Here is a 22,895-nt window from a genome sequence, read left to right on the forward strand (position 1 = left end):
CCGTGTCACTGCGCACCAGCCCGCCGGCCGCCCGCGCGGCCGCGGCCCCCCGGCCGGGCCCGCACGGCCTCCTCACCCGCGGACGCGCCGGCGTCGGCCTGGCGGTCGCCGCCCTGCTCGTCCTGCCGCTGGTCGTCCGCTCCGAACTGTGGCTCGGCATCGGCATCCTCACCCTGATCGCGGGCATCGGCGCCCTCGGCATGCAGGTGATCACCGGGCTGGCCGGCCAGATCTCGCTGGGCCACGCCTTCTTCATGGCCATCGGCGCCTACAGTTCGGCCTGGCTCGGCGCCGACCAGGGCCTGCCCTGGTGGCTCTGGCTGCCGGCGTCGGGCCTCGTGGCCGCCGCCGCCGGCGCCCTGGTCGCCCCCGTCGCGGTCCGCATCCGCGGCCTGTACCTGGCCGTCGCCACCCTCGCCCTGGTCTTCATCGGCCTCTACGCGTGGGAGACGTGGACGAGCCTCAGCGGCGGGGTCAACGGGCGTCCGGCGGCACCGGTCCTCTTCGGCGACCAGGACCTCAGCCTGGGCGTGATGGCCGGGGACCGGATGATCCTCGACGCCTTCCAGGCCTGGTGGTACTTCGCGCTGGCGATCCTGCTGCTGGTCATGCTCCTCACCCACAACCTCAAGCACTCGCGGCTCGGCCGCGCCTTCATGGCCGTCCGGGACAAGGACGTGGCGGCCGCGGTGGTGGGCGTCCCGGTGACCCGGACCAAGACGACCGCCTTCGTCATCTCCTCCTTCTTCGCCGGCGTCTCCGGGGCGCTGCTGGTGTCCTACATGGGCTACTTCACCCCCGGCCAGTGGCACCTGATGCTCTCGGTCGACTTCATCGCGATGATCGTGATCGGCGGCATGGGCACCGTGTCCGGCGCCCTGCTGGGGGCCCTCTTCGTGCGGGCGATGCCCGAGGTCGTGAACCAGGCCTCGGTGTTCCTGCCCTTCGTCCGCAAGAGCGCGAGCACCGACGGCGGCATCACCGGGCCGCTGCTGTCCGGGTTCCTGTACGGCCTGGTGATCGTGCTGATCCTGCTCTTCGAGCCCAACGGGATCCGGGCGCTCGCGCTCCGGACATGGCGGCGCCTGCGCACGGCGGCGGGCGGCTCACGCGAAAGGCGGACGACCTCATGAGCGGCAGCGCCCCGAACGCCTCCGGCGGGCCGCCGGCCCTGCGGACCACCGACCTCGGCGCCGGGTACGGCGCGGCCGAGGACGCCGTGGCCGGGCTGTCCCTGCGGGTGCCCCAGGGGCAGGTCGTCAGCCTGCTCGGCCCCAACGGGGCGGGCAAGAGCACCACGATGCGGGCGGTGTCGGGCCTGCTCGGGCTGCACCGCGGGCGCGTCACCGCCGGCCGGGTGGAGCTCTTCGGCACGGACATGACCGGCTCCCGCGCGTCGCGGCGCGTCCGCGCCGGGCTCGCGCAGTGCCTGGAGGGCAGGATGGTCTTCCCGGGGCTGAGCGTCGCCGAGAACCTCGCCGCCGGGGCGCACTCCCGCCGCTACCGCGGTGCCGCGCTCACCGCGGCCCGCGACGAGGTGCTCGCCCTGCTGCCGCGCCTGCGCGACCTGCTGGGCCGCAAGGCGGGCTACCTGTCGGGCGGCGAGCAGCAGATGCTGGCGATCGCGCGGGCCCTGATGTCGCGGCCGAAGCTGCTGCTCATGGACGAGCCGAGCCTCGGCCTCGCGCCCCGGATCGTCGAGCAGGTCCGGGACATCATCGTGTCCATCAACGAGCAGGGCACCTCGATCCTGCTGGTCGAGCAGAACGCCCGCATGGCCCTGTCGATCTCCGACTACGCCTACCTCCTGGAGGGCGGGCGGGTCTACGCGGAGGGCACCCCGGCCGCGCTGGAGCAGGACACCGACATCGCGGCCGCCTACCTCGGCGCCGGCACGTCCCCCGCCGCCCCGGAAGGAGCCGGCTCATGAGCGCCGCGCTGATCGAGATCGAGGACCTCGCCCTGTCGTTCGCGGGCGTCCGCGCGCTGGACGGGGTCACCTTCAGCATCGACGAGGGCGAGCTCTTCGCCGTGATCGGCCCCAACGGGGCCGGCAAGTCCACGCTGTTCAACTGCATCTCCGGCATCTACCGCCCGGGGGCGGGGAGCATCCGGTTCGCGGGCCGGGAGCTCCTCGGCACCGCCCCGCACCGGATCGCCAAGGCCGGGATCGCCCGCACGTTCCAGAACGTCGACGTCTTCCCGGCCATGACCGTGCGGGAATGCCTGCTGCTGGCGCGGCACCAGCACCTGCGCTCCGGGGCCCTCGCCGGCATGGTCCGGTGGGGGCGCAGCGCCCGCGAGGAGCGCGCGGCGCTGGCGCAGGTCACCGAGGTGGCCGACCGCCTCGGCCTCGCCGACCTGCTGCCGCACCAGGTCGGCCCGCTGCCGCACGGCGTGCAGAAGCGGGTCGAGCTCGCGCGCTCGCTGTGCATGGAGCCCCGGCTCCTGCTGCTCGACGAGCCGGTGGCCGGGATGAACCACGAGGAGACCGCCGAGATGGCCGCGACGCTGAGCGAGGTCAACGCCGACCTGGGCATCACCATGCTCCTGGTCGAACACGACATGTCGATGGTGATGGGCATCTCGGACCGGGTCTGCGTGCTCGACTTCGGGCGCCGCATCGCCCTCGACACCCCGGCCAACGTCGTCCGTGACGAGGCCGTCATCGACGCCTACCTGGGAGGAGCACTGTGAGCACGGCGGACATCACCGTCTACGGCATCGTCGGCAGCCTGCGCACGGGTTCGTGGAACCGGATGCTGCTGGAGTCGGCCGCGCGCCTGGCCCCGGAGGGGGTCACCGTCACCATCAGCGAGCTGGTGGGGCGGCTCCCGCTCTTCAACGAGGACCTGGTCGGCCGGGAGCCGCCGGAGGTCGTCCGGATGCGCGCCGAGGTCGCCGCGGCGGACGCGCTGATGATCGCCACCCCCGAGTACAACGGCGGGGTCCCGGGCGTGCTGAAGAACGCCTTCGACTGGATCTCCCTCCCGCTCGGCGCCTCGGTCCTGCAGGGCAAGCCGGTCGCCCTGATCGGCACCTCGCCGGGACGGCTCGGCACCGCCCGGTGCCAGTTCGAGCTGCGGAACATGTTCGTCTTCTCGCAATCCCCGGTGATGCCGGGACCGGAGGTGGTCATGCCCTTCGCCCACGAGTGCTTCGACGAGGCCGGGCACCTCAAGGACCCGGTGGCCACCGAGCGCCTCGGGGTCCTGTTCGGCAAGCTCCGCGCCCATGTGGCCGCGAGCCGGCTGGAGGTGGCGGCCCGATGACCACCCGCACCTTCGTGTCCCGTCCCTCCGCCGGTGCCCCGCGGGCCGGTGCCGGCGGGCATCCCTGCCAGGGCCTCTACCACGCGCCGGAGGGCGGCCGGCCCAGGGTGGCGATGATCGCCACCCACTACCAGATCGACTTCGCCGAGCACTACCTCGCCGACCTGATGGCCGCGCGCGGCATCGGCTTCCTCGGGTGGAACACCCGGTTCCGCGGCTACGAGTGGAACTTCCGGCTCGACCAGGCACTGGTCGACATCGGCGTCGGCGTGCGCTGGCTGCGGGAGGAGGCCGGGGCCGACTCGGTCGTCCTGCTGGGCAACTCGGGCGGCGGCTCCCTGATGGCCGCCTACCAGGCCCAGGCCGTCGACCCGGCCCTGCGGCCCCCGGTCGACCACGACCCCGTCCCGGGCGTGGACGAGCTGCCCGCCGCGGACGGCTACGTGTCCCTGGCGGCGCACCTCGGCCGTCCCGACGTCCTCACCTCCTGGATGGACGCCGCGGTGGTCGACGAGTTCGACCCGGTGGCCACCGACCCCTCGCTCGACCTGTTCAACCCGGAGAACGGCCCGCCGTACAGCGCCGAGTTCATCGAGCGCTACCGGAGGGCGCAGGTCGACCGCAACCACCGGATCACCGCGTGGGCCAAGGCGGAGCTGGCGAGGCTCACCGAGGCCGGCTACTACGACCGCCACTTCACCGTGCCCCGCACCTGGGCGGACCCGCGGATGGTCGACCCGGCCCTGGAGCCCACCGACCGGAAGCCGAACAGCTGCTACCGCGGCCCCGTCGAGGCCGCCAACCGGGGCGACCGCGGGATCGCCGGGGAGACGACCGTGCGCAACTGGCTCAACATGTGGAGCCTGAGCGAGTCGCCGTGCCGCGGCGAGGGCAACCTGGCGAAGATCACGGTTCCGGCCCTGGTCATCAACCCGACCGGGGACACCGGCGTCTTCCCGAGCGACGCCGACCGGATCGCCGGCGCCCTGGCCAGTGCGGACAAGACCCGTCGCGACCACCCCGGCGACCACTACTTCCTGGAGCCCGCGGGCGCCCGGGACGCGGTCGCCGACACGATCGCCGGCTGGATCGCCGAGCGCTTCGGGGGCGGGAGCGCGCGATGACGGCGTCCGCGGCGGTCCACGGCGCCCGGGGCCAGCACTGGGTCGCCCAGCTGGCCCGGCACGCCCACGCCCGGCCCGGGGCCACCGCGCTCCGGTGCGGTGCGGTCTCCCATACCTGGCGCGGGCTAGCGGACCGGGTCCTGCGGCTCGGCCGCGGGCTGGCGCGGCTGGGCATCGGCGCCGGCGACCGGGTCGCCTTCGTGATGGGCAACGGGACCGAGTACGTCGAATCGCTCCTGGCGGTCAGTGCCGCCGGTGCGATCGGGGTGCCGGTGAACCCCCGGCTGGCCGCCGCCGAGGTGACCTTCATCCTCCGTGACTGCGGCGCCTCCCTCGTCATCACCGACGCGGCCTTCCACCGGCTGGCCGCCGACGCGGCCGAGGACGACGGCATCCGCGTGGTCGACGTCTCCGCGCAGGCGGGCCTGCCCTACGCGGACCTGCTGGAGGGCACCGTCGCGGACTCGCCCGCCGAGGAGCTGGCGGCGCTCGCCGTGGACGAGTCGGCGCCCGCGCTGATCATGTACACCTCCGGTACGACCGGACGCCCCAAGGGCGCGGTGCTCACCCACCGCAACCTCCTCGCCCAGAGCCAGACCAACTTGGTCGCCTTTCGCTTCGAGATGGACGACGAGGTCTACCTCTGCGCCTCGCCGATCTTCCACATCGGCGCGATCGGCGGCCTGGCCCCGGCCCTGCTCGTCGGCGCCTCGGTGGTCGTGATGCCCACCGGGGCCTTCGACGCCGGCGAGCACCTCGACGCGATGGCCGAGCACCGGGTCACCTCCACCTTCCTCGTGCCGACCCAGTGGCAGGCGCTCGCGGCGGAGCAGCGGCGGCGGCCCCGCGACCTGTCGCGGCTGCGGGTCGCCGCGTGGGGGGCCGCCCCGGCCACCGACGCGCTCCTGCGGGAGATGGGCGAGGTCTTCGACGGCGCCGACATGCTCGCCCTCTTCGGCCAGACCGAGATGTCACCGGTCACCTGCGTGCTGGAGGGCAAGGACGCCCGCCGGAAGCTGGGCTCGGTGGGACGCCCGGCGCCCGGCGTGTGGGCGCGCGTGGTCGACACCGGGATGAACGACGTCCCGCCGGGCGAGATCGGCGAGATCGTCTACCGGGGGCCGGGCCTGATGTCGGGCTACTGGAACCTGCCCGAGGCGACCGCCGAGGCCTTCGCCGGGGGCTGGTTCCACTCCGGTGACCTGGTCCGGGTCGACGACGACGGGTTCGTCCACGTCGTCGACCGGCTCAAGGACATGATCATCAGCGGCGGGGAGAACATCTACTGCGCCGAGGTGGAGAACGTGCTCGCCGCCCACCCGGACATCGCCGAGGTGGCGGTGGTGGGCCGGCCGCATCTAAAATGGGGGGAGACTCCGGTCGCGGTGGTCGTGCCGGTCCCCGGGCGGCGGGCGCCGTCCCTCGATGAACTGCGCGACCACGCCCGGCGCCGGCTCGCGCCGTACAAGCTGCCGACCGGCATCGAGGTGGCCGAGCGGCTTCCCCGCAACGCCTCGGGGAAGGTACTCAAGTTCGAGCTGCGAGATGGAAGGACCGATGACCGCGTCCCCGGATAAGGTCCGCTGGGTGAACAACCCCTCTCCTGCCGAGCCCCGCAAGCCCCAGTACCCGATCGAGTCGGTCGACAACGCGCTGCGCATCCTGCTGCTGCTGGGCGAGCGCAAGAGCCTGCGCCTCACCGAGGTGAGCGAGTACCTCTCGGTCGCCTCGTCCACCGCCCACCGGGTGCTGGCCATGCTGCAGTACCGGGGGTTCGTCCGCCAGTCGAACAGCTCGCGGGCCTACGAGCCGGGCCCCGCGCTCACCGAGATCGCCTTCTCGGTGCTGCGGCAGATCGACGTCCGCGAGCAGGTCCGCCCGCTGCTGGACGGCCTCGCCGGGCACTACGGCGAGACCGTCCACCTCGCGCGCCTCGACGGCTCGCTGGTGTCCTTCGTCGACGCCGTGGAGAGCGGCCGCGCCGTCCGGGTCGGCTCGCGGATGGGCAAGACCCTCCCGGCCCATGCCTCGGCCTCCGGCAAGGTGCTGCTGTCGCTGCTGCCGGACGAGGCCGTGGTCGCGCTCTACCCGCGCGAGGAACTGGAGCCGCTCACCCCGCACACCCTGTCCACCCGGACCGCGCTGCTGGAGGAACTGGAGCGCATCCGCAAGCGGGGCTACGCCACCGGGCTGCAGGAGAGCGAGGACGGGGTGATCGCGGTGGCCGTGCCGCTCGGCACCTACGCCGGCGCCCGTTACGCGGTGAGCATCTCGGCGCCCAGTCACCGCAGCCAGGACTTCACCGAGGTCGCCGTCGCCGAGGACCTGCTGCGCTTCGCCGAGCAGGCCCGCGGCTTCTTCTCCTGAGCCTCTCCCGAGCCGGGGCCCGGACACGGGCGTCCCGCTCCGGTACCGGCCGTGCGCCGGCCCGGGGCCGGTTCGGGTGTCCCTCCGAACCGGCCCGGGGCAGGTCCTGCGGCCGCGGCTTCGCCGCTCAGGCCGCGAGCACGGCTTCGAGTTCGCGGCGGTCGAAGTACTCCTCGATCCGCCGGATCCTGCCGTCCTGGACGTACACGCGGAGGATCGCCGGGATCGATGCCGCCCGCCCGTTGCGCTCGACCTCGATCACGTGCTGGCGGAGGAAGCCGTCCTCGAGCGCGGTGTGCCTGGGCCGGGCGTAGCCGAACTTGTCGTACCGGCCGGCGATGCCGCCCAGCGTCGCGAGGTTCTCCTCCTTGGACTGGTCGACGTCGTCGTAGTTGTGCCAGACGGTGATGTCGTCGTGGTACAGGGCCGACACGGCCTCGATGTCGCCGGCCTCCACCAGCGCGAAGAACCGCTCGGCGTACTCCAGGATCGACTCCGCGTCGCTCATGCGGAGGCCCCCTGCGCGGCCGGGACGCCCGCGGCCGTCATCGGGGCCAGATTGACGTCGTCGTCGTTCAGCTCGCGCGTCCAGGCGGCGAACTCCAGCAGTACCCCGTCGGGGTCGAAGAAGTACATCGAGCGGACGAAGACGCCCTCGTGGAACGTCTCCGCCACACCGCGCGGGCTGTCGTCGTGCTCGAGGACGGGACCCGTCTCGACGCCCTTGGCGTCGAGCTTGGCCTTGTACTCGTCGAACTTGTCGAGCGGGATCTTGAACGCGACGTGGTTCATCGAGGCGTGGGCCGTGGCGATGTCCCCGAGGCCGGGCAGCACCGCGGAGGAGGCGATGCCGGGGGCCCGCTTCGGTGCGTCGGGGAACCAGAAGAAGGCCAGGAACTGGTCGCCGCCCATATCGAAGAAGAAGTGCTGGCCCCCGTTGGGCAGCCTGATCGTCTTCTTCAGCTTCATGCCGAGGACGTTGGTGTAGAAGTCGACGGTGCGCTCCATGTCCTCGCAGACCAGCGCGAGGTGGCAGAGCCCCTGGAGTTCGAACTCGGGGTTGGCCTCCATGGTGTCCTCCTATCAGGTGATCCGCCGCCACGCTACCGGAATTAGTTTCTGGAGACCAGACTTTTCCTCGAAAGGTCTGGACAATTAGCCTCGGGACGGCCCGTCCGCGCCCCGTCCGTGCCCCGTCCGCGTCCGTCCCCGCCGGGCCCGTCAGCCGCGGCCGCGCTCCAGTTCAACGGCGTACTCGAACCGCTCGGCGGGGTGCACCGAGACGGTGATCTCGAAGGGCTGCCCGGCGCGGTCCAGGTACCGCCGCGTCATCCGCATCACCGGCGAACCGGGCGTCGTGTGCAGGAGGTCGACCATGGCGTCCGGGACCGTCGCCGCCCGCATCCGCTGCTCGATCGTGTGCACGGTGCGGCCGGTCGTCTGCTCGACCATGTCGGAGATCAACCGCTTGGGGTCGAGCACCTGGTCGCCCACGGCCTCGGCGATGTCGGGCTCCAGGTACACGTCGGTGCAGCAGAGCGGCCAGCCGTCGTCGGCGGGATCGATGCGCAGCATCCGGATCTTGGTCCAGCGCTGCCCCGGCGGGCAGCCCAGGATCCGGGCGTCGGCCTCGTCGACCACCACATCGGCGATCGACAGCACCTGGCGGTCCGTCTCCACGGAGTACTGCGTCAGCTCGTCCACCGACTGCAGGGACCGGGCGAAGACCGAGTGCGGCTTCAGCCGCTCGACGCGGGTACCGCGCCGGGGCCGGCGGGAGACCAGCCCCAGCTCCTCCACGATGTCGAGCGCCGCCCGCATCGTGCCCCGGCTCACGTCGAACTCGGCCGCGAGATCCACTTCGGGCGCCAGCCGGCCGCCGACCTCCCAGCGGCCCGACTGGATCTGCCGGACCAGCTCCTCGGCGACTTCCTCGTAACGCCTCACGGCCTTCTTCTCCCGTCGTCCGGTCCCCCGCCGGTCCCCGCACGGGTGCCGCGCGGGGGGATGCTTCAATTAGTCTAGACAATTCGATCGGTCCGGATCAGAGGCTGGGGTCATGCGCATCACCGACATCCGCGAGGTCGCGGTCCCCCTCCGCGGGGACATCAGGAACTCCGTGGTGAACTTCGCCGCGCACACCGTCTCCCTGGTGGCGGTGCGGACCGACGTACGCCGGAACGGGCGTCCGCTCACCGGCGTCGCCTTCAACTCGATCGGACGCCACGCGCAGGGCGGGATCCTCCGCGACCGGATGATCCCGCGGCTGCTGGCCGCCGACCCCGACACCCTGCTCGACCCGCCGACCGGGCTGCTGTCCCCGGCCCGCGTGCTCCGCCGCGCCATGCGGGACGAGAAGCCGGGCGGCCACGGCGACCGCGCCGCGGCGGCCGGCGCCCTCGAACTCGCGGTCTGGGACCTGCTGGCCAAGTACCACGACGAGCCGGCGCACGCCGCCATCGCCCGCGCCTTCGGCCGCCCCCTCGCGCGCACCGGCGCGCCGGTCTACGCCGCGGGGGGCTACTACCACCCCGGCGACTCCCTGGACCGGCTCCGCGACGAGGTCGCCGGCTACGTGGACCAGGGCTACCGCACGGTCAAGATCAAGATCGGCGGCGCGGCGCTCCCCGACGACCTGGCCCGGGTCGAGGCCGCCATCGAGGCGGCCGGCGGCGGGGGCGGGGTGGCCGTCGACGCCAACGGGCGCTTCGACCGCGACCGGGCCCTGGCCTACGCCGCGGCGCTGGCCGGGCACGGCCTGCGCTGGTACGAGGAGGCGGCCGACCCGCTCGACTACGCCCTGAACCGGGAACTGGCGGAGGCCTATCCGGGGGCCATCGCCACCGGCGAGAACCTCTTCTCCGTCCAGGACGTGCGCAACCTGCTCGCCTACGGCGGAGTGCGGCCCGACCGGGACGTCCTCCAGATGGACGCCGGCCTCAGTTACGGGCTGACCGAGTACGCCCGCATGATCGAGGCCATGGAGGCGCGCGGCGTCGACCGGTCCCAGGCGTTCCCGCACGGCGGGCATCTGATCAACCTGCACATCGTGGCCGGGCTGGGGCTGGGCGGCTGCGAGGCGTATCCGGGGGTCTTCGAGCCCTTCGGCGGCTACAGCCCGGACTGCCGCCTCGCCGACGGCCTGATCAGCCCCGGCGAGGCGCCCGGGTTCGGCCTGGAGGCCAAGCCCGGTCTCGGTGACGAGATCGCCGATCTCCTGAAGGGCCTGGACCGATGAAGATCTGCGTCGTGGGCTGCGGAGCCATGGGCTCGGTGTACGCGGCACGCCTCAGCCGGGCGGGCCACGAGGTGTCGGTGGTCGACGCCTGGCAGGCCCACGTCGAGGCCATCGCCCGGGACGGGCTGCACATCAGCGGGCCGGACGGGGAGTTCCGCGCCGCGGTCGCGGCCCGCACCACCGCTCCCGCCGATCCCGTCGACCTCGTGGTGCTCGCCGTCAAGGCCGCCGACGTGCCCGCCGCCGCGACCGGGCTCGCGCCGCTGCTGGGCCCGGGGACCACCGTGCTGACCATCCAGAACGGGCTCGGCTCGGCCGACGCCGTCGCCGACGCGGTGGGCGCCGGGCGCCTGGCCATCGGGATCGCCAGCGGCTTCGGCGCCGGCCTGCGCGGGCCGGGCCGGGCGCACCACAACGCGATGCGCGCCCTGCGGTTCGGCGCGCACAGCTCCCTGGCCCCCGAACGGGTCGAGGAGGTGGCCGCGGCCTGGCGCGCGGCCGGGTTCGACGCGGCGGCCGTGGACGACGTCATCGCGATGCAGTGGGAGAAGCTCATCTGCAACGTGGCCTACAGCGCTCCGTGCGCGCTGACCGGGCTGACCGTCGGCGAGGTCCGCGACCACCCCGAACTCGCCCTCACCAGCCAGGCCGCGGCGACCGAGGCATGGGAGACCGCCCTGGCGCGCGGGGTGGCCATCGACGTTCCGGACCCGGTGGAACTGGTGCGCGCGTTCGCCGCCCGGATGCCCGGCGCCAAGCCGTCGGCGCTGCTGGACCACGAGGCCCGCCGGACCAGCGAGATCGACGTCATCAACGGAGCGGTCCCGCGGGAGGCGGCCAAGGTGGGCCGCACGGCACCGGTCAACCAGGCGCTGACCGCCCTCGCCCGCCACCGCGAGGCCGCCTGGCGGCGGTGACCTGCCCTTCCGGCCGGTGTCCGCCCCGCCGCAGGACATCCCCGGCGCCTCTTGCCGGGGGCGGGTGCGGGGCGCACACTTGCTTAGGTTAGCTTTGCCTAAAAGGCTTGCCTGAGAAAATCTGCGCCATCCGGAGGAGTGCGGCGATGCTACTGGGCAACTTCCTCATCGGACTGCGTGAGGGGCTCGAGGCCGCCCTGGTCGTGAGCATCCTGATCGCCTACCTGGTGAAGACCGGCAACCGCCGCGCCCTCCTCCCGGTCTGGACGGGGATCGGCGTCGCCGTCGCGCTCGCGTTCGGGTTCGGCATCGCGCTCAGCGCCGCGTCCTCGGAGATGCAGTTCAAGACGCAGGAGCTGTTCGGCGGCGTCCTGTCGATCATCGCGGTGGGGCTCGTCACCTGGATGGTCTTCTGGATGCGCAAGACCGCCCGGTTCATGAAGGCGGAGCTGGAGGGCAAGCTGGAGGGCGCGCTGAACGTCGGCCCGCTCGCCCTCGCCGCCGTCGCGTTCCTCGCCGTCGGCCGGGAGGGCCTGGAGACCGCGCTGTTCCTGTGGACGAACATCTCCAACTCCTCCGGCGGCTCCACCGAGCCGATCATCGGCGCGTTCCTCGGCCTCGCCGTCGCGGTCGCGCTCGGCTACCTGCTCTACCGCGGCGGCCTCAAGATCAACCTGAAGCGGTTCTTCACCTGGACGGGCGCCGCGCTCATCGTCGTCGCCGCGGGCGTGTTCGGCTACGGCTTCCACGACCTGCAGGAGGCCGAGGTCTTCCCCGGCGTGAACGCGGTGGCGCTGGAGCCGCACGAGTTCTTCGCCAAGTTCGGCGGCGCGGGCGACTGGATGCAGACGGTGTTCCAGGGCGTCCTGAACGTCACCCCGCAGATCACCTGGCTGCAGCTGATCATGTGGGCGGCGTACCTGGTGCCGGTGATGTTCCTGTTCCTGCGGAACCCGTCCACGCCCAAGCCGGCCCCGGCCAAGGCGACGGAGCCCGCCACCACGTCCTGAGGGCCTACAGGTCGGGCAGCGGGTCGCGGGGCAGGCTGTCGCGGGCGAAGATCTCGGCGTCGGCGGCGTTGACGACGGGGACGTACTCGTCGTCCACCTCGAACACGGCGCCGGCGAACTCGAACGACGCGCCGGCGCCGGTCTCCACCGGCCCGATCCGGGTGCCGCGCGGGTAGCTGCCCCAGATCGTCTTCGGCGCGCTGCGGCTCACCGCCCCGGTGGTGATCACCGCGACCTGGTCGTCGGTGACGACGAAGATGAAGCCCGCGCCACCGCCGTAGGCCATCGCGGGGAAGATGTAGCGGATCTCCCCGTCGATCCCGAGGAACTCCCGGCAGCGTTCGCGGAGCGGGCGTGGGACCGGCATGGCGGTTGAGGCACCTCCCCCGGGGCGGAACACGGCTGCGGTGACAATCATGCACCGCCCCGGCGGAGCGTGACCAGTGTCAGACCGACGCCAGCGCCGCCGTCGGCGGCAGCCGCGCGGCCCGCACCGCGGGGTACAGCCCGGCGGCCGTCCCGATCACCAGCGTCGCGGCGAGCGCGCCGCCGAGCGCCCACACCGGCACGACCGGCGGCCATCCCTTCCACAGCGCGAACCCGGCGGTGGCGGCGGCGCCGAAGACCGTCCCGGCCGCGCCGCCGAACGCCGACAGCAGCAGCGACTCGGCGAGGAACTGGACGCGGACCTGCCCGCGGGTCGCGCCGAGCGAGCGGCGCAACCCGATCTCGCGGCGCCGCTCCAGCACCGAGATCACCATCGTGTTGGCGACGCCGACCCCGCCGACCAGCAGCGCGACCGCGCCGAGCCCGAGCAGCAGCCCGGTGAACGCGCCGGCCGCCGCGGCCTTGGCCTCCAGCGCGTCGGACGGGCGGCTGACCGCGACCTCCTCGGGGTGCTCGGGGTTGACCGTCCGGGCGAGGACGTCCCGGACGTCGTTCACCGACGCGTCGGTGGAGCGCTCGTAGATCGTGGTCGGATGCCCGTCGAAGCCGAGGTGGCGGCGGGCCGCGTCCCAGCCGACGAGCGCGGACCGGTCGATCTCCGGGGCCAGCTCGGCGGGCCGCAGGACGCCGAGGACGACGAACCACCGGCCGCCGATCCACACCCGGCCCCGCTCCACGCCCAGCCGCTTCGCGGCCTCGGAGCCGAGCACGACGCCGGGGTAGCGTCCCGTTCCGGCGTTGAGCCAGCGCCCGCTTGCGGTCTCGACGCCGAGCGTGCCGAGCAGCTCGGTCGTGGCGGCCTGCACGGCGATGCCCTGCGTGACCTCCGCGGGGATCTTGTCGGTCCGGCGGACGGTCGCGTCCACCGCCCCGGTGGCGCCGACCGCGGTCACCGGCCCGATGCGCCGCACCATCTCCGGCGCCGTCTCGGGCAGCTCCGCCGCGTCCCCGAACAGGGTGTCGCCGGGCTTCGCGGTCAGCAGGTTGGTGCCGAGCCGGTCGAGGCGCCGCAGCAGGTCCTCCTTGCTGGACGAGGAGATCCCGATGACCGCGACCATCGTCGCGATCCCGATCGCGATGCCGAGCGCGGACAGCACGACCCGGGTCGGCCTGGCCCTGAGCCCTCCCAGGCCGACGCGCAGCACATCGTCCGGCCCGAGCCGCGCGGGAGCGAGCGCCTTCATCGGCTGCCCACCCCCGCCCGCTCGTCCGCGACGATCAGCCCGTCCCGGACCCGCACCCGCCGCGGCGCCCTGCCGGCCACCTCCAGATCGTGCGTGATGACCGCGACGGTGGTGCCGGCGCGGTTCAACTCGTCCAGCAGGCCGAGCACCTCGGCGCCCGCCGCCGAGTCGAGGTTGCCGGTGGGCTCGTCGGCGAGGAGCAGGTCCGGCTCCCCCACCACGGCGCGCGCGACCGCGACCCGCTGCTGCTCGCCGCCCGACAACTGGTGCGGCCGGTGCCCGGTCCTGTTGCCGAGCCCGACGCGTTCGAGCGCGTCCCGCGCCCGCTCCCGCCGCTCTTTCAACTTCTCGCCCCCGTACAGCAGCCCGTCGGCGACGTTGTCGAGCGCGCTCACGCCCGCAGCCAGGTGGAACTGCTGGAACACGAACCCGATGTGCCGCGCCCGCAGCGCCGACAGCTCCCGGTCACCGAGCGCGCCGACATCGTGCCCGGCGACCCGCACACTGCCCCCGGTCGGCCGGTCGAGCGTCCCGACCATGTGCAGCAGCGTCGACTTCCCCGACCCGGACGGCCCGACGATCGCGACCATCTCCCCCGGCGCGACGACCAGGTCGACGCCCTTCAGCGCGGCGACCCCGCCCGCGTACTCCTTGGTCACCCCGGCGAGCTCGACGATGTTCTCGCCCCGTACGTCCCTGCCCAGCGCGTTCATTCGGCCGGCACCCCGACCTTCGCGCCCTCCCGGACGCCGCTGACCTCGACCCGTCCGCCGCCGAAGGCCCCGACCTGCACGGGAACGAGGCTGCGCTTCGCGCCATCCACGACCTCGACGCCGAAGCCGCCCTCCCGCAGCGCGAGCAGCGCCTCCACCGGCACCGACAGGACGTCCTTCCGCCGCTCGCTCTCCAACTCGACACTGACGGGCGCCTCGTCCAGCCGCCCGGTCTCGGCATCGCCGATCGAGATATCGACACCGACCGTGGTCTTCTTCTCTTGCCCGGACCCGGTGCTCTCCGCGACCCCGCTGACCTCGGTGATCTTCCCCTCGACGGCCTTGCCACCGGGCAGCTCCACCGAGACCGCGGCGCCCTCCTCCGCGAGATCCTGCTTGTCGGCATCGAGATCGACATGGACGACCCGCTTCGTCCCGGCGACGGTCAGCACGGGCTGCCCCTGCCCGACGCGCTTCCCCTCGGGCGCCTTGACGTCCCTGACCCGCACGGCCCCGCTGAGGAAGACGACCTGGCTCGCGTCGACCGTGCCGCTCTGCGCGAGCCCCCGATCGTCCTGCCACTCCATGACGGCACGCTCAGTCGCACTGGTGAAGTCGTCGTCCACCGTCATGCCGCCGTACCCGAGCGCCTTGAGGTTCCCTTCGAGTTGCCGGACGTCCTTGCCCGACGTCCCGCTCCGCAGCGTCCGGTACATGGGGCTGCCGCCGTACATCAGCGTGACCGGCTTTCCCGCCACCTTGAGCAGCGTCCCGCCCCGCTTGACCGCCGCACCCTGCTTCGGCGCCCACGTGACAACACCGGACGTGCCCGTCCACACCTCCCGGACGTCGTCGTAGGTGAGCTTCCCGTCCACGGTCTCGGTATCGACGAGGTCACCCCGGCTCACAACGGCGGTGGCGAGCCGTGCCGCATGGGCGCCCTCGGCCTCGCTCCCGTCCATCGTCCAGGCCAGGGCGCTTCCCCCGCCGACGACCACGACGACGGCGACTCCCCCGGCCACCACGACCCGCCTCACCGTCCGAACCCCGGCAGGTCGCCCTTGCACGCCTCCCGCGCCTTCTCCGCAGCGCTTCGATCGACGTCCCCGCTCGGCAGCTTGAACTGCCCGTCCGGCCCCGGGTCCGGGATGTTCACCCCGTGCTCCCGCATGCACTGCGCGAACTTGACGTACTGGTCGCGCACCTTCGGGTCCTTGAGATCGGGCATCTTCCCGCCCGCCTGCAACCACTGCTGGCACTTCTCCAGCGCGCCTTGCAGCTTCGTCCGATCGGTCCCCTTCCCGAGCCGCATCGCCTTCTGATCCCCACTCCCAGGATCAGGAACATCAACCCCGTGCTCCCGCATGCACCGCGCGAACTTGAGCTGCGCATCCTCCGGCGAAAGCGACTGACTGGGCGACGCGGAAGCAGAAGCCCCGGCCCCCGTCCCACCAGCAGAAGCGACCCCGCTCCCCCCGTCATCACTCCCGCACGCCGACAATCCCAAGGCCAGCGGCAAGGCGAGCCCGACCGCCCACACCCGAATCCCCATCTCGTCCTCTCCGCCAAGGCACCCTGCCTCAACGAAAAGCCATAAGACCGACCCCAGGGTTAAACCCGCATTAGCCGTGGTGGTTCGAGTGGCACAGCCGCAGCCGCTACGGGCTGAAGTGTGGTGGAGAGGATGTCGAGAGCGGTCTATCGGCTCCGTCTCAGGGGTAGATGCGCGGCCGACGGGGCCGTTGCAGGACCAGGAGGGGCAGCGTGGCGATCCAGCGGATGGACAACGTGCTCATCGTCGTCGACGACCTTGAGGCGGTCATCGCCTTCTTCGTCGAACTCGGCATGGAGCTGGAAGGCAAGGGGCCGCTCGAAGGGGATTGGGCGGAACGTGTCATCGGGCTTGAGGACGTCCGCCAGGACGTCGCCATGCTGCGGATACCGGACGGCCCCGGACGAGTCGAGCTGGCAAAGTTCCACAGGCCGAGGGCCATCCAACCCGAGCCGAAGGACGCACCGGCGAACACGCTGGGCATTCGTCGGATCATGTTCGCGGTGGACGACATCGAGGACGTCATCGCCCGCCTGCGCGCGCACGGCGCCGAACTCGTGGGCGAGCTGGAGCAGTACGAGGACCTCTATCGCCTCTGCTACGTGCGCGGCCCTGAGGGCATCATCGTGGGACTTGCCGAGCAACTCACCTGAAGGCCACCAAGGGGATTAGGCGGAACGGATGGCCTCTATGAAGGTGGCCCACTCGCGGGAGGTGAAGTCGAGGGTCGGGCCTGTGGTGCCCTGCTTGGTGTCGCGTACGCCGATGGTGCCCTTGGGGGAGCGGCCGACTTCGACACAGTCGGAATCCGGCACACTGTGGGTTGACTTGCGCCAGCCGCTGTACTGCTGCTTCACGTTACGGGGCCTGCCTGTTCACTCAGCCGGTCGGCCGTGTCCGTCAGAAGAGAGAGGCTCTCCAAGGCGGGCAGTGCGGCCTGCCGAAGACGGTCGTGTAGACGTTCATAGAATGCCACCTCGTCTGGGGTGTTGTGAACCAGACAGTTGCTGGTCTCCGCAACCACCAATTTCGGGTCCTGCGCGTCTGGGAAGGTATAGATGCTGTACGCGGAGCCGGGAAGTCGTCCAGGTGGACGCGGGCATCCAGCGGTAGGACGCGGACGGTGAAGCGTGGTTCGTGAGTCACAAGCCGCACCATGTGACGCAGTTGGGTGGCCATGACCTCAGGCGGTGCGGCCAGCCGCTTCAGAACGAACTCATCGATCACGATCTCCAGCGCGGGGCCGCCCTTCCGGAAGATGTTCTGCTGCCTGCGCTGACGCGCCTCTACGCTCTTTTCGGGCACGTAGTTGTTCTCCGAGCCTTCGAGCCGGTCCAACTCGATGAGCGCCCAGTGGTACTCGACACATTGCAGAAGTCCCGGAAGAGCAAGCTGGTTGTACTGGTGGATGCTCGCGGCCCCGGACTCCAGGTCGGCGTACATGCGCTGGCGGGCGCCCATGGCGTCGCCGTAGGAGTCCCACCAGCCGCGGTCGGAGGCGTCACAGGCGATTTTGAGGATCTGGTCGAACTTCTCGCCGGTGACGCCGAGGACTTTCATGATCTTGACGATGTCGCGGACGTCGGGGCGGCAGCGGGCGTTCTCCAGTTTGGAGACCGTCATGCGGGAGCGGTAGATGCGGCCGGCCAGCTCGTCGGCGGTCATGCCGCTCTGCTCGCGGAGGGTCCGCAGTTCGGTGGCTAGGCGGCGTCGGCGAACGAACGGACTGGTCACCGGGAGTCTCCTGGGGCGCCGGGGGTGGCACTGACCGGGGGAGTCAGCATGTTGACTCTGTGTTATCACTTGATCTCCGAGCGTGTCACCGACTGACGCGCTACCGGGACACGAAAAGTGAGGTCCTCCCGTGCGGCTCAGTGGCGTTCCGGATACGAACGCTCGCCGTCAGAACAGTTCGTTCCGTTTACGTAGCTGGTGTGGGGCTTGCCGTGGTCGCGGTCGCTCCTGGCGCCTCCTACTTCGTGCTGCTGCTCCTCTTTCTGGAGCCGCTGGTCAGTAGGTTCTAAGCGTTCGCCGGCATCTGAGCGCCGGTGACTTCTTCTTTCGTTGATAAAACGGGGGTGCGGAGTGTGGGTTCACGGTGGATCACTTCGTGTGCGCGGTGCGTCATACTCCCGGCGTGTCCAGTGCGCCGCCGTTGAATGAGGACTTCCGGCTCGTCGAGGCGCTGCAGGCGCAGCGGCCGGGGGCGGTCGGCCATGTCTACAACGTGTACGGGCCCGAGCTGGTCGAATACGCGGAAGAGCTGATCGGCGAGCACGAGCGGGCGGTCGTGGCCGTCCGGGAGGCGCTGCTCGCGCTGCGGGACGCGGATGTGCCGGACGCGGGGACGTTCCGGGACTGGCTCTACGAGCTGGTGCGCGACGAGTGTCGCGGGACGCCGGCACGGAAGCGCGGACGGCTGGTCGTGATCGGGGGCGCGGCGGCGGCCGTGGCGCTGACCGGCGGGATGCTCGTGCTGTTCGAGTCGACGGAACCCGAGCCGAAGCCCTCGGCCGCGCCGCCGGTCGCGATGGTCACGCCCGCGACGCCCGCCCCCTCCCCCACCTCCACGCCGGCGCCCGAGGACAGCGTCGAGAGGAGCGAGCCGAAGCCGAAGGACGAGAAGCCGGCCGCGCCGAAGAAGTCGCGGAAGGCGCCGAGCGGGCCCGGACGGTTGTCGGTCGACGACGGGGGCTGCCACGGGGTGCGGGCGGCGGGGCTGCCGACGCGGTGCTACATCCGGCTGACCGCCGTCGGTGGGCCGGTGAAGTGGTCGGTGTCGTCGGTACGGGACACGGCGGGACGGGTCAGCGCGGGCGGCAGCGGGACGCTGAAGGCCGGGCGCTCGACCTCGGTCGCGGTGACCGTGCGCCCGACGGTGCTGTGCTACATCGGCGGGCGCGGCACCGGCACGGTCTCGTTCAGGCCGGGCGGCACCGCGACGGTGACGTACACCTGCTGGCGCCGGTAATACCGGCGGCGCGCCGAATCATTTACACAAAGAGGATGTTTTACTCTTCACCTAACGTGATCTTGAACGGCTGCTAGCGTCCCGGCATGTCATATGTATACATCGTCCGAGACGAGCAGCCTCATCAGCAGCATTCATTGGGCAGATACCACGCGGACAAGAGGAGGTTTCTTCCTTTCCGCCGCGGCTCGTTCTCGCTGTTCCGGCGCGGGACGAAACGCCATGCCCGCTGGCGTGCCGAAGACGGGGGACTGGACGCGCTGAAGCCCGCGGTCGAGGACCTGAGCGCGGCGGTATGGGGCCGTGCCGGGAACAGCTCCGGCATCAACCGGAAACGGCGCAGATGGGGCCTGTACGCGAACAACCTCGGTGTCGCTCTGTTCGACGCATACCGGCTCTCGGAGAAGCCCAGTGTGCTCGACGACTCCATCGAGTACCTGCGGGCCGCGGCCGAGGCGCTGCCGGACGACGGCCCCGCCCGGGCCCGGGCGCTGGCGAACCTCATCAGCGTCCTCGATGAGCATCCGGTCTCGTCGTCCGGCGGACGAGAGCTGCCCGACCCGGAGGAGCTGCGGCGCGAGCTGAGCCTGATCACGTCGGCGCCGGCGCACCTGCGGCTCGCCGCCGCCGCGTCGTGGGGCTACTCGGCCGCGCGGGAGTCGGGGCCGGCGGCCGGGCTGACCGGTCTGTCGACGGCCGTCGAGCTGCTGCCGCAGGCCGCGTGGTGGGGGTACGGCCGTGCGGAGCGCGCGGAGCTGCTCGCCGACCACACCGGGCTCGCGACCGACGCCGCGGCGTGCGCGATGGCCGCCGGCCGCCCCGCGCGGGCCTTGGAACTGCTCGAAGGCGGCAGGGCCGTCCTGTGGACGCAGCTGCTGAAGACCCGCGGCGACCGGAGCAGGCTCCGCGAGGTCGCGCCCCGGCTGGCCAAGAAGATGGACCGGGTCGCCCTCGCACTCGAGAACGACGGCGGCATGTCCACCGACGAGCGGCTGGCGCTGGTGAACCGGTGGTCCCGGCTCGACGGCCGAGCGAACGCCAAGCTGCGGCGGGACTGGAGCAGGCTGGCCGAGCGTGCGCAGCGGTTGGTCCCGGACGGCACCTTCACCATGCCGGTCTACGCCGCCGATATCGGGCCGGCCGGCGACGAGGGCCCGGTGGTCGTCGTCATCGTCAGCCGCCTGCACTGCGGCGCCCTCGTCGTGCACGACCGCGACTCCGAACCGCTCCTGGTCGAGTTGCCAGACCTCGACCACGACGACGCCCGCAAACGCGCGCATCGCTACATGACCGCGCTGGCGGAGGGCGAAGGCCGAGAACGCGAACAGGCCATCGGCACGACCCTCGACTGGCTCTGGCGAGTCGTCACCTCCCCGGTGCTGGAGGCGATCGAGCACAAGGGCATCACCAGAATCGGAGCGGACGACGCGGACCCGCCACGCCTGTGGTGGTCGGCGACCGGTCCGGTGAGCACGCTCCCGCTCCACGCCGCCGCGCCGCGCGAGAACCGGGACGGAGGCTCTGTCCTCGACCAGGTCGTCTCCTCGTACGCGCCCGCCCTGCCGATCCTGGTCCACGCGCGGGAGCGGCGCGACGCCGCGGCGAGCGGGGGCGGGCCCGTCCCCCGGCTGCTGTACGTGGGAGAGGACCGCGGCCCCGGGCAGGTGAGCCTCCCGGGCGCCGCCAGGACGCGCGCACTCATCGAGCAGCTCCTTCCGGCGGACCGCCGCACCGTGCTCACCGGCGCGGAGGCCACCCGCGAGGCGGTGGAGGCGCGGCTGCCCGGCCACACGTGGGCGCACTTCGACTGCCACGGCGTCCAGGACTTGGACGCCCCGTTCGAGAGCGGCCTCGTCCTGCGCGACGGGTCCCTGACCGTCTCCGATCTGGCGCGCCTGCGCAACGAGCAGGCCCAGTTCGCCTTCCTCGGCGCCTGCGTGACGGCGGCCATCGGCACGGCGCTGCCCGACGAGGTCATCACCCTCACATCGGCGTTGCAGTGCGCGGGGTATCCGGCCGTCATCGGCACCCTGTCATCGGTGCCCGACAGCACCACGGCGCGCATCGCCCAGTCGGTCTACGCGGATCTGACCGACGCCGGGGGCATCGCCGCGGCCGACAGCGCCCGTGCGCTGAACAAGGCCGTCCGCGAAGAGCGCACGCGGCGGCCCGATCATCCGAGCGCCTGGGTGTCGTTCCTCCATCTGGGGCTGTGAGCAGCGGCCGTCCCCCAGGTCGGCGGAATGGACGTCAGCGTCCGGCGGTGGAACGCAGCCGTCGGGGAACCGACACGCCCAGCACCCCCGCGATAAAGCCGACACCGGCGCCCAGCATGGCCCAGCCGGGCCCTGCCTCCGCGCCGCCGATGGCGGACGCCGCGACCCAGCCCAGCGACGCGGCCACGCCACCGACCGCGGCGCGCACCAGGACCCTCGGCCACCGCTGGTCGGGGACCACGACCCGCAGCACGACCAGGGAGGCGAGCAGGGCGGACGCGCCGAGCGCGGTCACCACGGCGGGTTCGACGGGTTTCGGCAGCGGGACGTCGTACCCGAGCGACTGGATCGCCGCCAGGACCATCAGCACCGCCCCGACGACGCCGGTGAGCCCGAGGTTGACGCTCTCCTGGCGGCGCTGGCGGTCGCGGAGCAGGAGCTGGTCGGCGAGGGCGCCGACCTGCCCGGCACGCTGCGACGCCGCGTCCAGGTAGGCGATCTCGTCGTCGAGCCTCCGGCCGAACCACTCCGCCAGCGCGCGGTCGTCGGCGAACAGCCCGCCGAGCGGGGCGCCGCCGCCGAACGCGGCCAGGTTGGCCGCCCCGATCGCGACCGTCCGGGACATCTCCCGCAGCCGCGCGGTCCGGTCGGCGAGCCCCATCGCACGGGTCTGCAGCGACACCAGCTCCCGCGACGCGTCGATCAGTTCGGCCTCGCCGCGCCCGCGTCCGGCGGACGCCGTCACGGTCGCCAGCAGCCGCCCGACGACGGCGTCGGTGTCCTCGCGGAGCCGCCGCGTCCCCTCGCCGTCGTCCCAGATCCGCAGTTCGAACCGCAGCCTCGCCGCGTTCAGCAGGTAGCCGGCGAGCGGCGGGAGCACGGCGCCGGGGCCGATCCACGTCCAGTCGCTGAGATCGTGCTCGCCGTCCCGGCGGGCGATCACCACCAGCCTGCGCTCCACGCGCCGATCGTCCGGGGCCGACGCCTCCCACACCATGAATCCTTCGGGGACGGCGACGCCCCGCTCCGGCCACAGCGCCGCGGCCCCCTCCTCGACCGGCACGTCCGCGACGAGCTCGCCGGCGCGGACGCGGTCCGTCGCGTCCGCGCCCAGCCGAGCGACGAAGATCCGCGCCGTCCCGACGGTGCCCCGGGTCGGTGCCGCGAGCGCCCGCGACCACCGCGCGTCCAGCTCCGCCCAGCCGATGCCCTCGGACGGGTCGGGTTCCAGGATGACCGACAGGCAGAACACGTCGCGTTCACGCCGCAGGATCGCCTGCTCCACGCCGCCACCGGGACGCGTGCGGGCCGCCAGCACCCCCGACGCCGCCGATGTCTCGTCCCAGCCGGCGGGCGGGTCCGCGTCGAGGCCGGCGACCCCGTCGGTCATGCCGAGGACCTCGTCGCACGCCCGCCAGACACCGCGCAGGTACCGCCGGTCCTCGTCCCCGGCGCCTCCCTCGGCCGCGACGAAGACGTGGGCGACCAGCGCCTCAGCCTGGAGGAGCATCGTCTTCCCGACCGGACGCGACCTGGGCGGGAGGCGTTTCCACCGAGGATTCCAGCCGGTGGACGAGTTCGCCCACGCGCTCCCGGGTCGGCGGCGGAGGCGCGAGCACCAGCACGTCCTCGATCCGGGCGGCGCGGTCCGGACCGGACAGTTCCAACGCGTACACCGCATCCCGCAGATTCGCCGGATCGCCCTCGGCCAGCGCGCCGGCGACGTCCTCCAGCCTCCGCTCCACCCGTTCCCACCGGACTCTCGGCAGCCGCCACTCCAGCACTTCGCGCAGAATCCCGATGGCTTCGGCCCGCAGAGGCTTCTCCATGGCCACGATGATAGGGAGAACGGCCCGGATCCGCCGGTGAAGCCGGTTCCGCGGC

At 72.3% G+C, this 22,895-nt stretch carries 25 protein-coding genes and 1 pseudogene; 13 read left to right on the top strand and 13 right to left on the bottom strand.

The features are described 5' to 3' along the window. The first annotated feature begins 2 nt into the window (after positions 1-2). Genes ABFX46_RS19340 through ABFX46_RS19370 form a run of 7 tightly spaced genes read left to right on the top strand, consistent with a single transcriptional unit; the run spans position 3 to position 6,763 of the window. Complete coding sequence (locus ABFX46_RS19340; RefSeq protein WP_346043877.1) at positions 3-1,133, top strand: branched-chain amino acid ABC transporter permease; 1,131 nt, start codon at positions 3-5, stop codon at positions 1,131-1,133. Further along, positions 1,130-1,930 carry an ABC transporter ATP-binding protein gene (locus ABFX46_RS19345; protein WP_346043879.1) on the top strand — a complete coding sequence of 267 codons (801 nt, stop codon included), beginning with the start codon at positions 1,130-1,132 and terminating at the stop codon, positions 1,928-1,930. Before ABFX46_RS19340 ends, ABFX46_RS19345 begins: the two co-directional genes overlap by 4 nt. After that, a complete protein-coding gene (locus ABFX46_RS19350) occupies positions 1,927-2,697 on the top strand; it encodes an ABC transporter ATP-binding protein (protein ID WP_346043881.1) in 771 nt (256 codons plus the stop codon). Before ABFX46_RS19345 ends, ABFX46_RS19350 begins: the two co-directional genes overlap by 4 nt. Further along, positions 2,694-3,272 (top strand): NADPH-dependent FMN reductase, encoded by a 579-nt coding sequence (locus ABFX46_RS19355; RefSeq protein WP_346043882.1) that lies wholly within the window; start codon positions 2,694-2,696, stop codon positions 3,270-3,272. Before ABFX46_RS19350 ends, ABFX46_RS19355 begins: the two co-directional genes overlap by 4 nt. After that, complete coding sequence (locus tag ABFX46_RS19360) at positions 3,269-4,396, top strand: alpha/beta hydrolase (protein ID WP_346043884.1); 1,128 nt, start codon at positions 3,269-3,271, stop codon at positions 4,394-4,396. The genes ABFX46_RS19355 and ABFX46_RS19360 overlap by 4 nt, the downstream gene beginning before the upstream one ends. Then, on the top strand, positions 4,393-5,973 hold the full coding sequence (locus ABFX46_RS19365; protein ID WP_346043886.1) for a long-chain-fatty-acid--CoA ligase: 1,581 nt from the start codon (positions 4,393-4,395) through the stop codon (positions 5,971-5,973). Before ABFX46_RS19360 ends, ABFX46_RS19365 begins: the two co-directional genes overlap by 4 nt. Next, positions 5,954-6,763, top strand: a complete 810-nt coding sequence (locus ABFX46_RS19370; protein ID WP_346043887.1) for an IclR family transcriptional regulator — start codon at positions 5,954-5,956, stop codon at positions 6,761-6,763. Before ABFX46_RS19365 ends, ABFX46_RS19370 begins: the two co-directional genes overlap by 20 nt. Before the next feature lie 127 nt (positions 6,764-6,890). Here ABFX46_RS19370 and ABFX46_RS19375 read toward each other — a convergent pair whose 3' ends face one another. The 3 genes from ABFX46_RS19375 to ABFX46_RS19385 all read right to left on the bottom strand — a co-directional run bounded on the left by ABFX46_RS19375 (position 6,891) and on the right by ABFX46_RS19385 (position 8,710). Then, a complete protein-coding gene (locus ABFX46_RS19375; protein WP_346043888.1) occupies positions 6,891-7,271 on the bottom strand; it encodes a nuclear transport factor 2 family protein in 381 nt (126 codons plus the stop codon). Next, on the bottom strand, positions 7,268-7,834 hold the full coding sequence (locus ABFX46_RS19380) for a VOC family protein (RefSeq protein WP_346043890.1): 567 nt from the start codon (positions 7,832-7,834) through the stop codon (positions 7,268-7,270). Before ABFX46_RS19380 ends, ABFX46_RS19375 begins: the two co-directional genes overlap by 4 nt. Positions 7,835-7,984: 150 nt before the next feature. Next, positions 7,985-8,710 carry a GntR family transcriptional regulator gene (locus ABFX46_RS19385; protein ID WP_346043892.1) on the bottom strand — a complete coding sequence of 242 codons (726 nt, stop codon included), beginning with the start codon at positions 8,708-8,710 and terminating at the stop codon, positions 7,985-7,987. Between the two features lie 112 nt (positions 8,711-8,822). On the opposite strand from ABFX46_RS19385, the gene ABFX46_RS19390 reads away from it, so the two are divergent. The 3 genes from ABFX46_RS19390 to efeU all read left to right on the top strand — a co-directional run bounded on the left by ABFX46_RS19390 (position 8,823) and on the right by efeU (position 11,928). Beyond that, positions 8,823-10,001 carry an enolase C-terminal domain-like protein gene (locus ABFX46_RS19390; protein ID WP_346043894.1) on the top strand — a complete coding sequence of 393 codons (1,179 nt, stop codon included), beginning with the start codon at positions 8,823-8,825 and terminating at the stop codon, positions 9,999-10,001. Beyond that, positions 9,998-10,918: a ketopantoate reductase family protein gene (locus ABFX46_RS19395; RefSeq protein ID WP_346043895.1), complete on the top strand. Its 921-nt coding sequence runs from the start codon at positions 9,998-10,000 to the stop codon at positions 10,916-10,918. The genes ABFX46_RS19390 and ABFX46_RS19395 overlap by 4 nt, the downstream gene beginning before the upstream one ends. Before the next feature lie 146 nt (positions 10,919-11,064). Next, positions 11,065-11,928: an iron uptake transporter permease EfeU gene (efeU, locus tag ABFX46_RS19400; RefSeq protein WP_346043897.1), complete on the top strand. Its 864-nt coding sequence runs from the start codon at positions 11,065-11,067 to the stop codon at positions 11,926-11,928. Between the two features lie 4 nt (positions 11,929-11,932). On the opposite strand, the gene ABFX46_RS19405 is transcribed toward efeU, so the two are convergent. From ABFX46_RS19405 to ABFX46_RS19425, 5 genes are all read right to left on the bottom strand, one after another. Beyond that, positions 11,933-12,295: a hypothetical protein gene (locus ABFX46_RS19405; RefSeq protein ID WP_163063753.1), complete on the bottom strand. Its 363-nt coding sequence runs from the start codon at positions 12,293-12,295 to the stop codon at positions 11,933-11,935. A gap of 79 nt (positions 12,296-12,374) precedes the next feature. Beyond that, positions 12,375-13,559, bottom strand: a complete 1,185-nt coding sequence (locus ABFX46_RS19410; RefSeq protein WP_346043899.1) for an ABC transporter permease — start codon at positions 13,557-13,559, stop codon at positions 12,375-12,377. Next, positions 13,556-14,272 carry an ABC transporter ATP-binding protein gene (locus ABFX46_RS19415; RefSeq protein WP_346043900.1) on the bottom strand — a complete coding sequence of 239 codons (717 nt, stop codon included), beginning with the start codon at positions 14,270-14,272 and terminating at the stop codon, positions 13,556-13,558. Before ABFX46_RS19415 ends, ABFX46_RS19410 begins: the two co-directional genes overlap by 4 nt. Then, positions 14,269-15,309, bottom strand: a complete 1,041-nt coding sequence (locus tag ABFX46_RS19420) for a peptidoglycan-binding protein (protein ID WP_346043902.1) — start codon at positions 15,307-15,309, stop codon at positions 14,269-14,271. The genes ABFX46_RS19415 and ABFX46_RS19420 overlap by 4 nt, the downstream gene beginning before the upstream one ends. Beyond that, the gene (locus tag ABFX46_RS19425) at positions 15,306-15,584 is read right to left on the bottom strand and encodes a hypothetical protein (RefSeq protein WP_346043904.1); all 279 of its coding nucleotides are present in this window, start codon (positions 15,582-15,584) and stop codon (positions 15,306-15,308) included. Before ABFX46_RS19425 ends, ABFX46_RS19420 begins: the two co-directional genes overlap by 4 nt. A 467-nt stretch (positions 15,585-16,051) precedes the next feature. Between ABFX46_RS19425 and ABFX46_RS19430 the strand changes: the two genes are divergently transcribed. Further along, entirely contained in the window at positions 16,052-16,477 is a 426-nt protein-coding gene (locus ABFX46_RS19430; protein ID WP_346044211.1) for a VOC family protein, read from the top strand. A gap of 15 nt (positions 16,478-16,492) precedes the next feature. Here the strand turns inward: ABFX46_RS19430 and ABFX46_RS19435 are convergent, their stop codons facing one another. From ABFX46_RS19435 to ABFX46_RS19440, 3 genes and pseudogenes are all read right to left on the bottom strand, one after another. After that, positions 16,493-16,681 (bottom strand): DUF397 domain-containing protein, encoded by a 189-nt coding sequence (locus tag ABFX46_RS19435; RefSeq protein ID WP_346043906.1) that lies wholly within the window; start codon positions 16,679-16,681, stop codon positions 16,493-16,495. Next, positions 16,678-16,848, bottom strand: coding sequence for a hypothetical protein (locus ABFX46_RS43545; protein ID WP_428831276.1), 171 nt, complete (start codon positions 16,846-16,848; stop codon positions 16,678-16,680). The genes ABFX46_RS19435 and ABFX46_RS43545 overlap by 4 nt, the downstream gene beginning before the upstream one ends. 77 nt (positions 16,849-16,925) lie before the next feature. Beyond that, positions 16,926-17,627: pseudogene (locus tag ABFX46_RS19440) on the bottom strand (helix-turn-helix domain-containing protein); the annotation flags it as partial. A 334-nt stretch (positions 17,628-17,961) separates the two neighbouring features. On the opposite strand from ABFX46_RS19440, the gene ABFX46_RS19445 reads away from it, so the two are divergent. Continuing rightward, positions 17,962-18,795, top strand: a complete 834-nt coding sequence (locus tag ABFX46_RS19445; protein ID WP_346043910.1) for a hypothetical protein — start codon at positions 17,962-17,964, stop codon at positions 18,793-18,795. An 86-nt stretch (positions 18,796-18,881) separates the two neighbouring features. Continuing rightward, positions 18,882-21,011 carry a CHAT domain-containing protein gene (locus tag ABFX46_RS19450; RefSeq protein ID WP_346043912.1) on the top strand — a complete coding sequence of 710 codons (2,130 nt, stop codon included), beginning with the start codon at positions 18,882-18,884 and terminating at the stop codon, positions 21,009-21,011. A gap of 34 nt (positions 21,012-21,045) precedes the next feature. Here ABFX46_RS19450 and ABFX46_RS19455 read toward each other — a convergent pair whose 3' ends face one another. Together ABFX46_RS19455 and ABFX46_RS19460 are read right to left on the bottom strand one after the other, a co-directional pair. Further along, positions 21,046-22,521 (bottom strand): CATRA conflict system CASPASE/TPR repeat-associated protein, encoded by a 1,476-nt coding sequence (locus tag ABFX46_RS19455; protein WP_346043913.1) that lies wholly within the window; start codon positions 22,519-22,521, stop codon positions 21,046-21,048. Further along, positions 22,505-22,840: a CATRA system-associated protein gene (locus ABFX46_RS19460; protein ID WP_346043915.1), complete on the bottom strand. Its 336-nt coding sequence runs from the start codon at positions 22,838-22,840 to the stop codon at positions 22,505-22,507. Before ABFX46_RS19460 ends, ABFX46_RS19455 begins: the two co-directional genes overlap by 17 nt. Positions 22,841-22,895: the final 55 nt, after the last annotated feature.

The organism is Actinomadura chokoriensis (assembly GCF_039529475.1).
Classification (GTDB): Bacteria; Actinomycetota; Actinomycetes; order Streptosporangiales; family Streptosporangiaceae; genus Spirillospora; species Spirillospora bangladeshensis.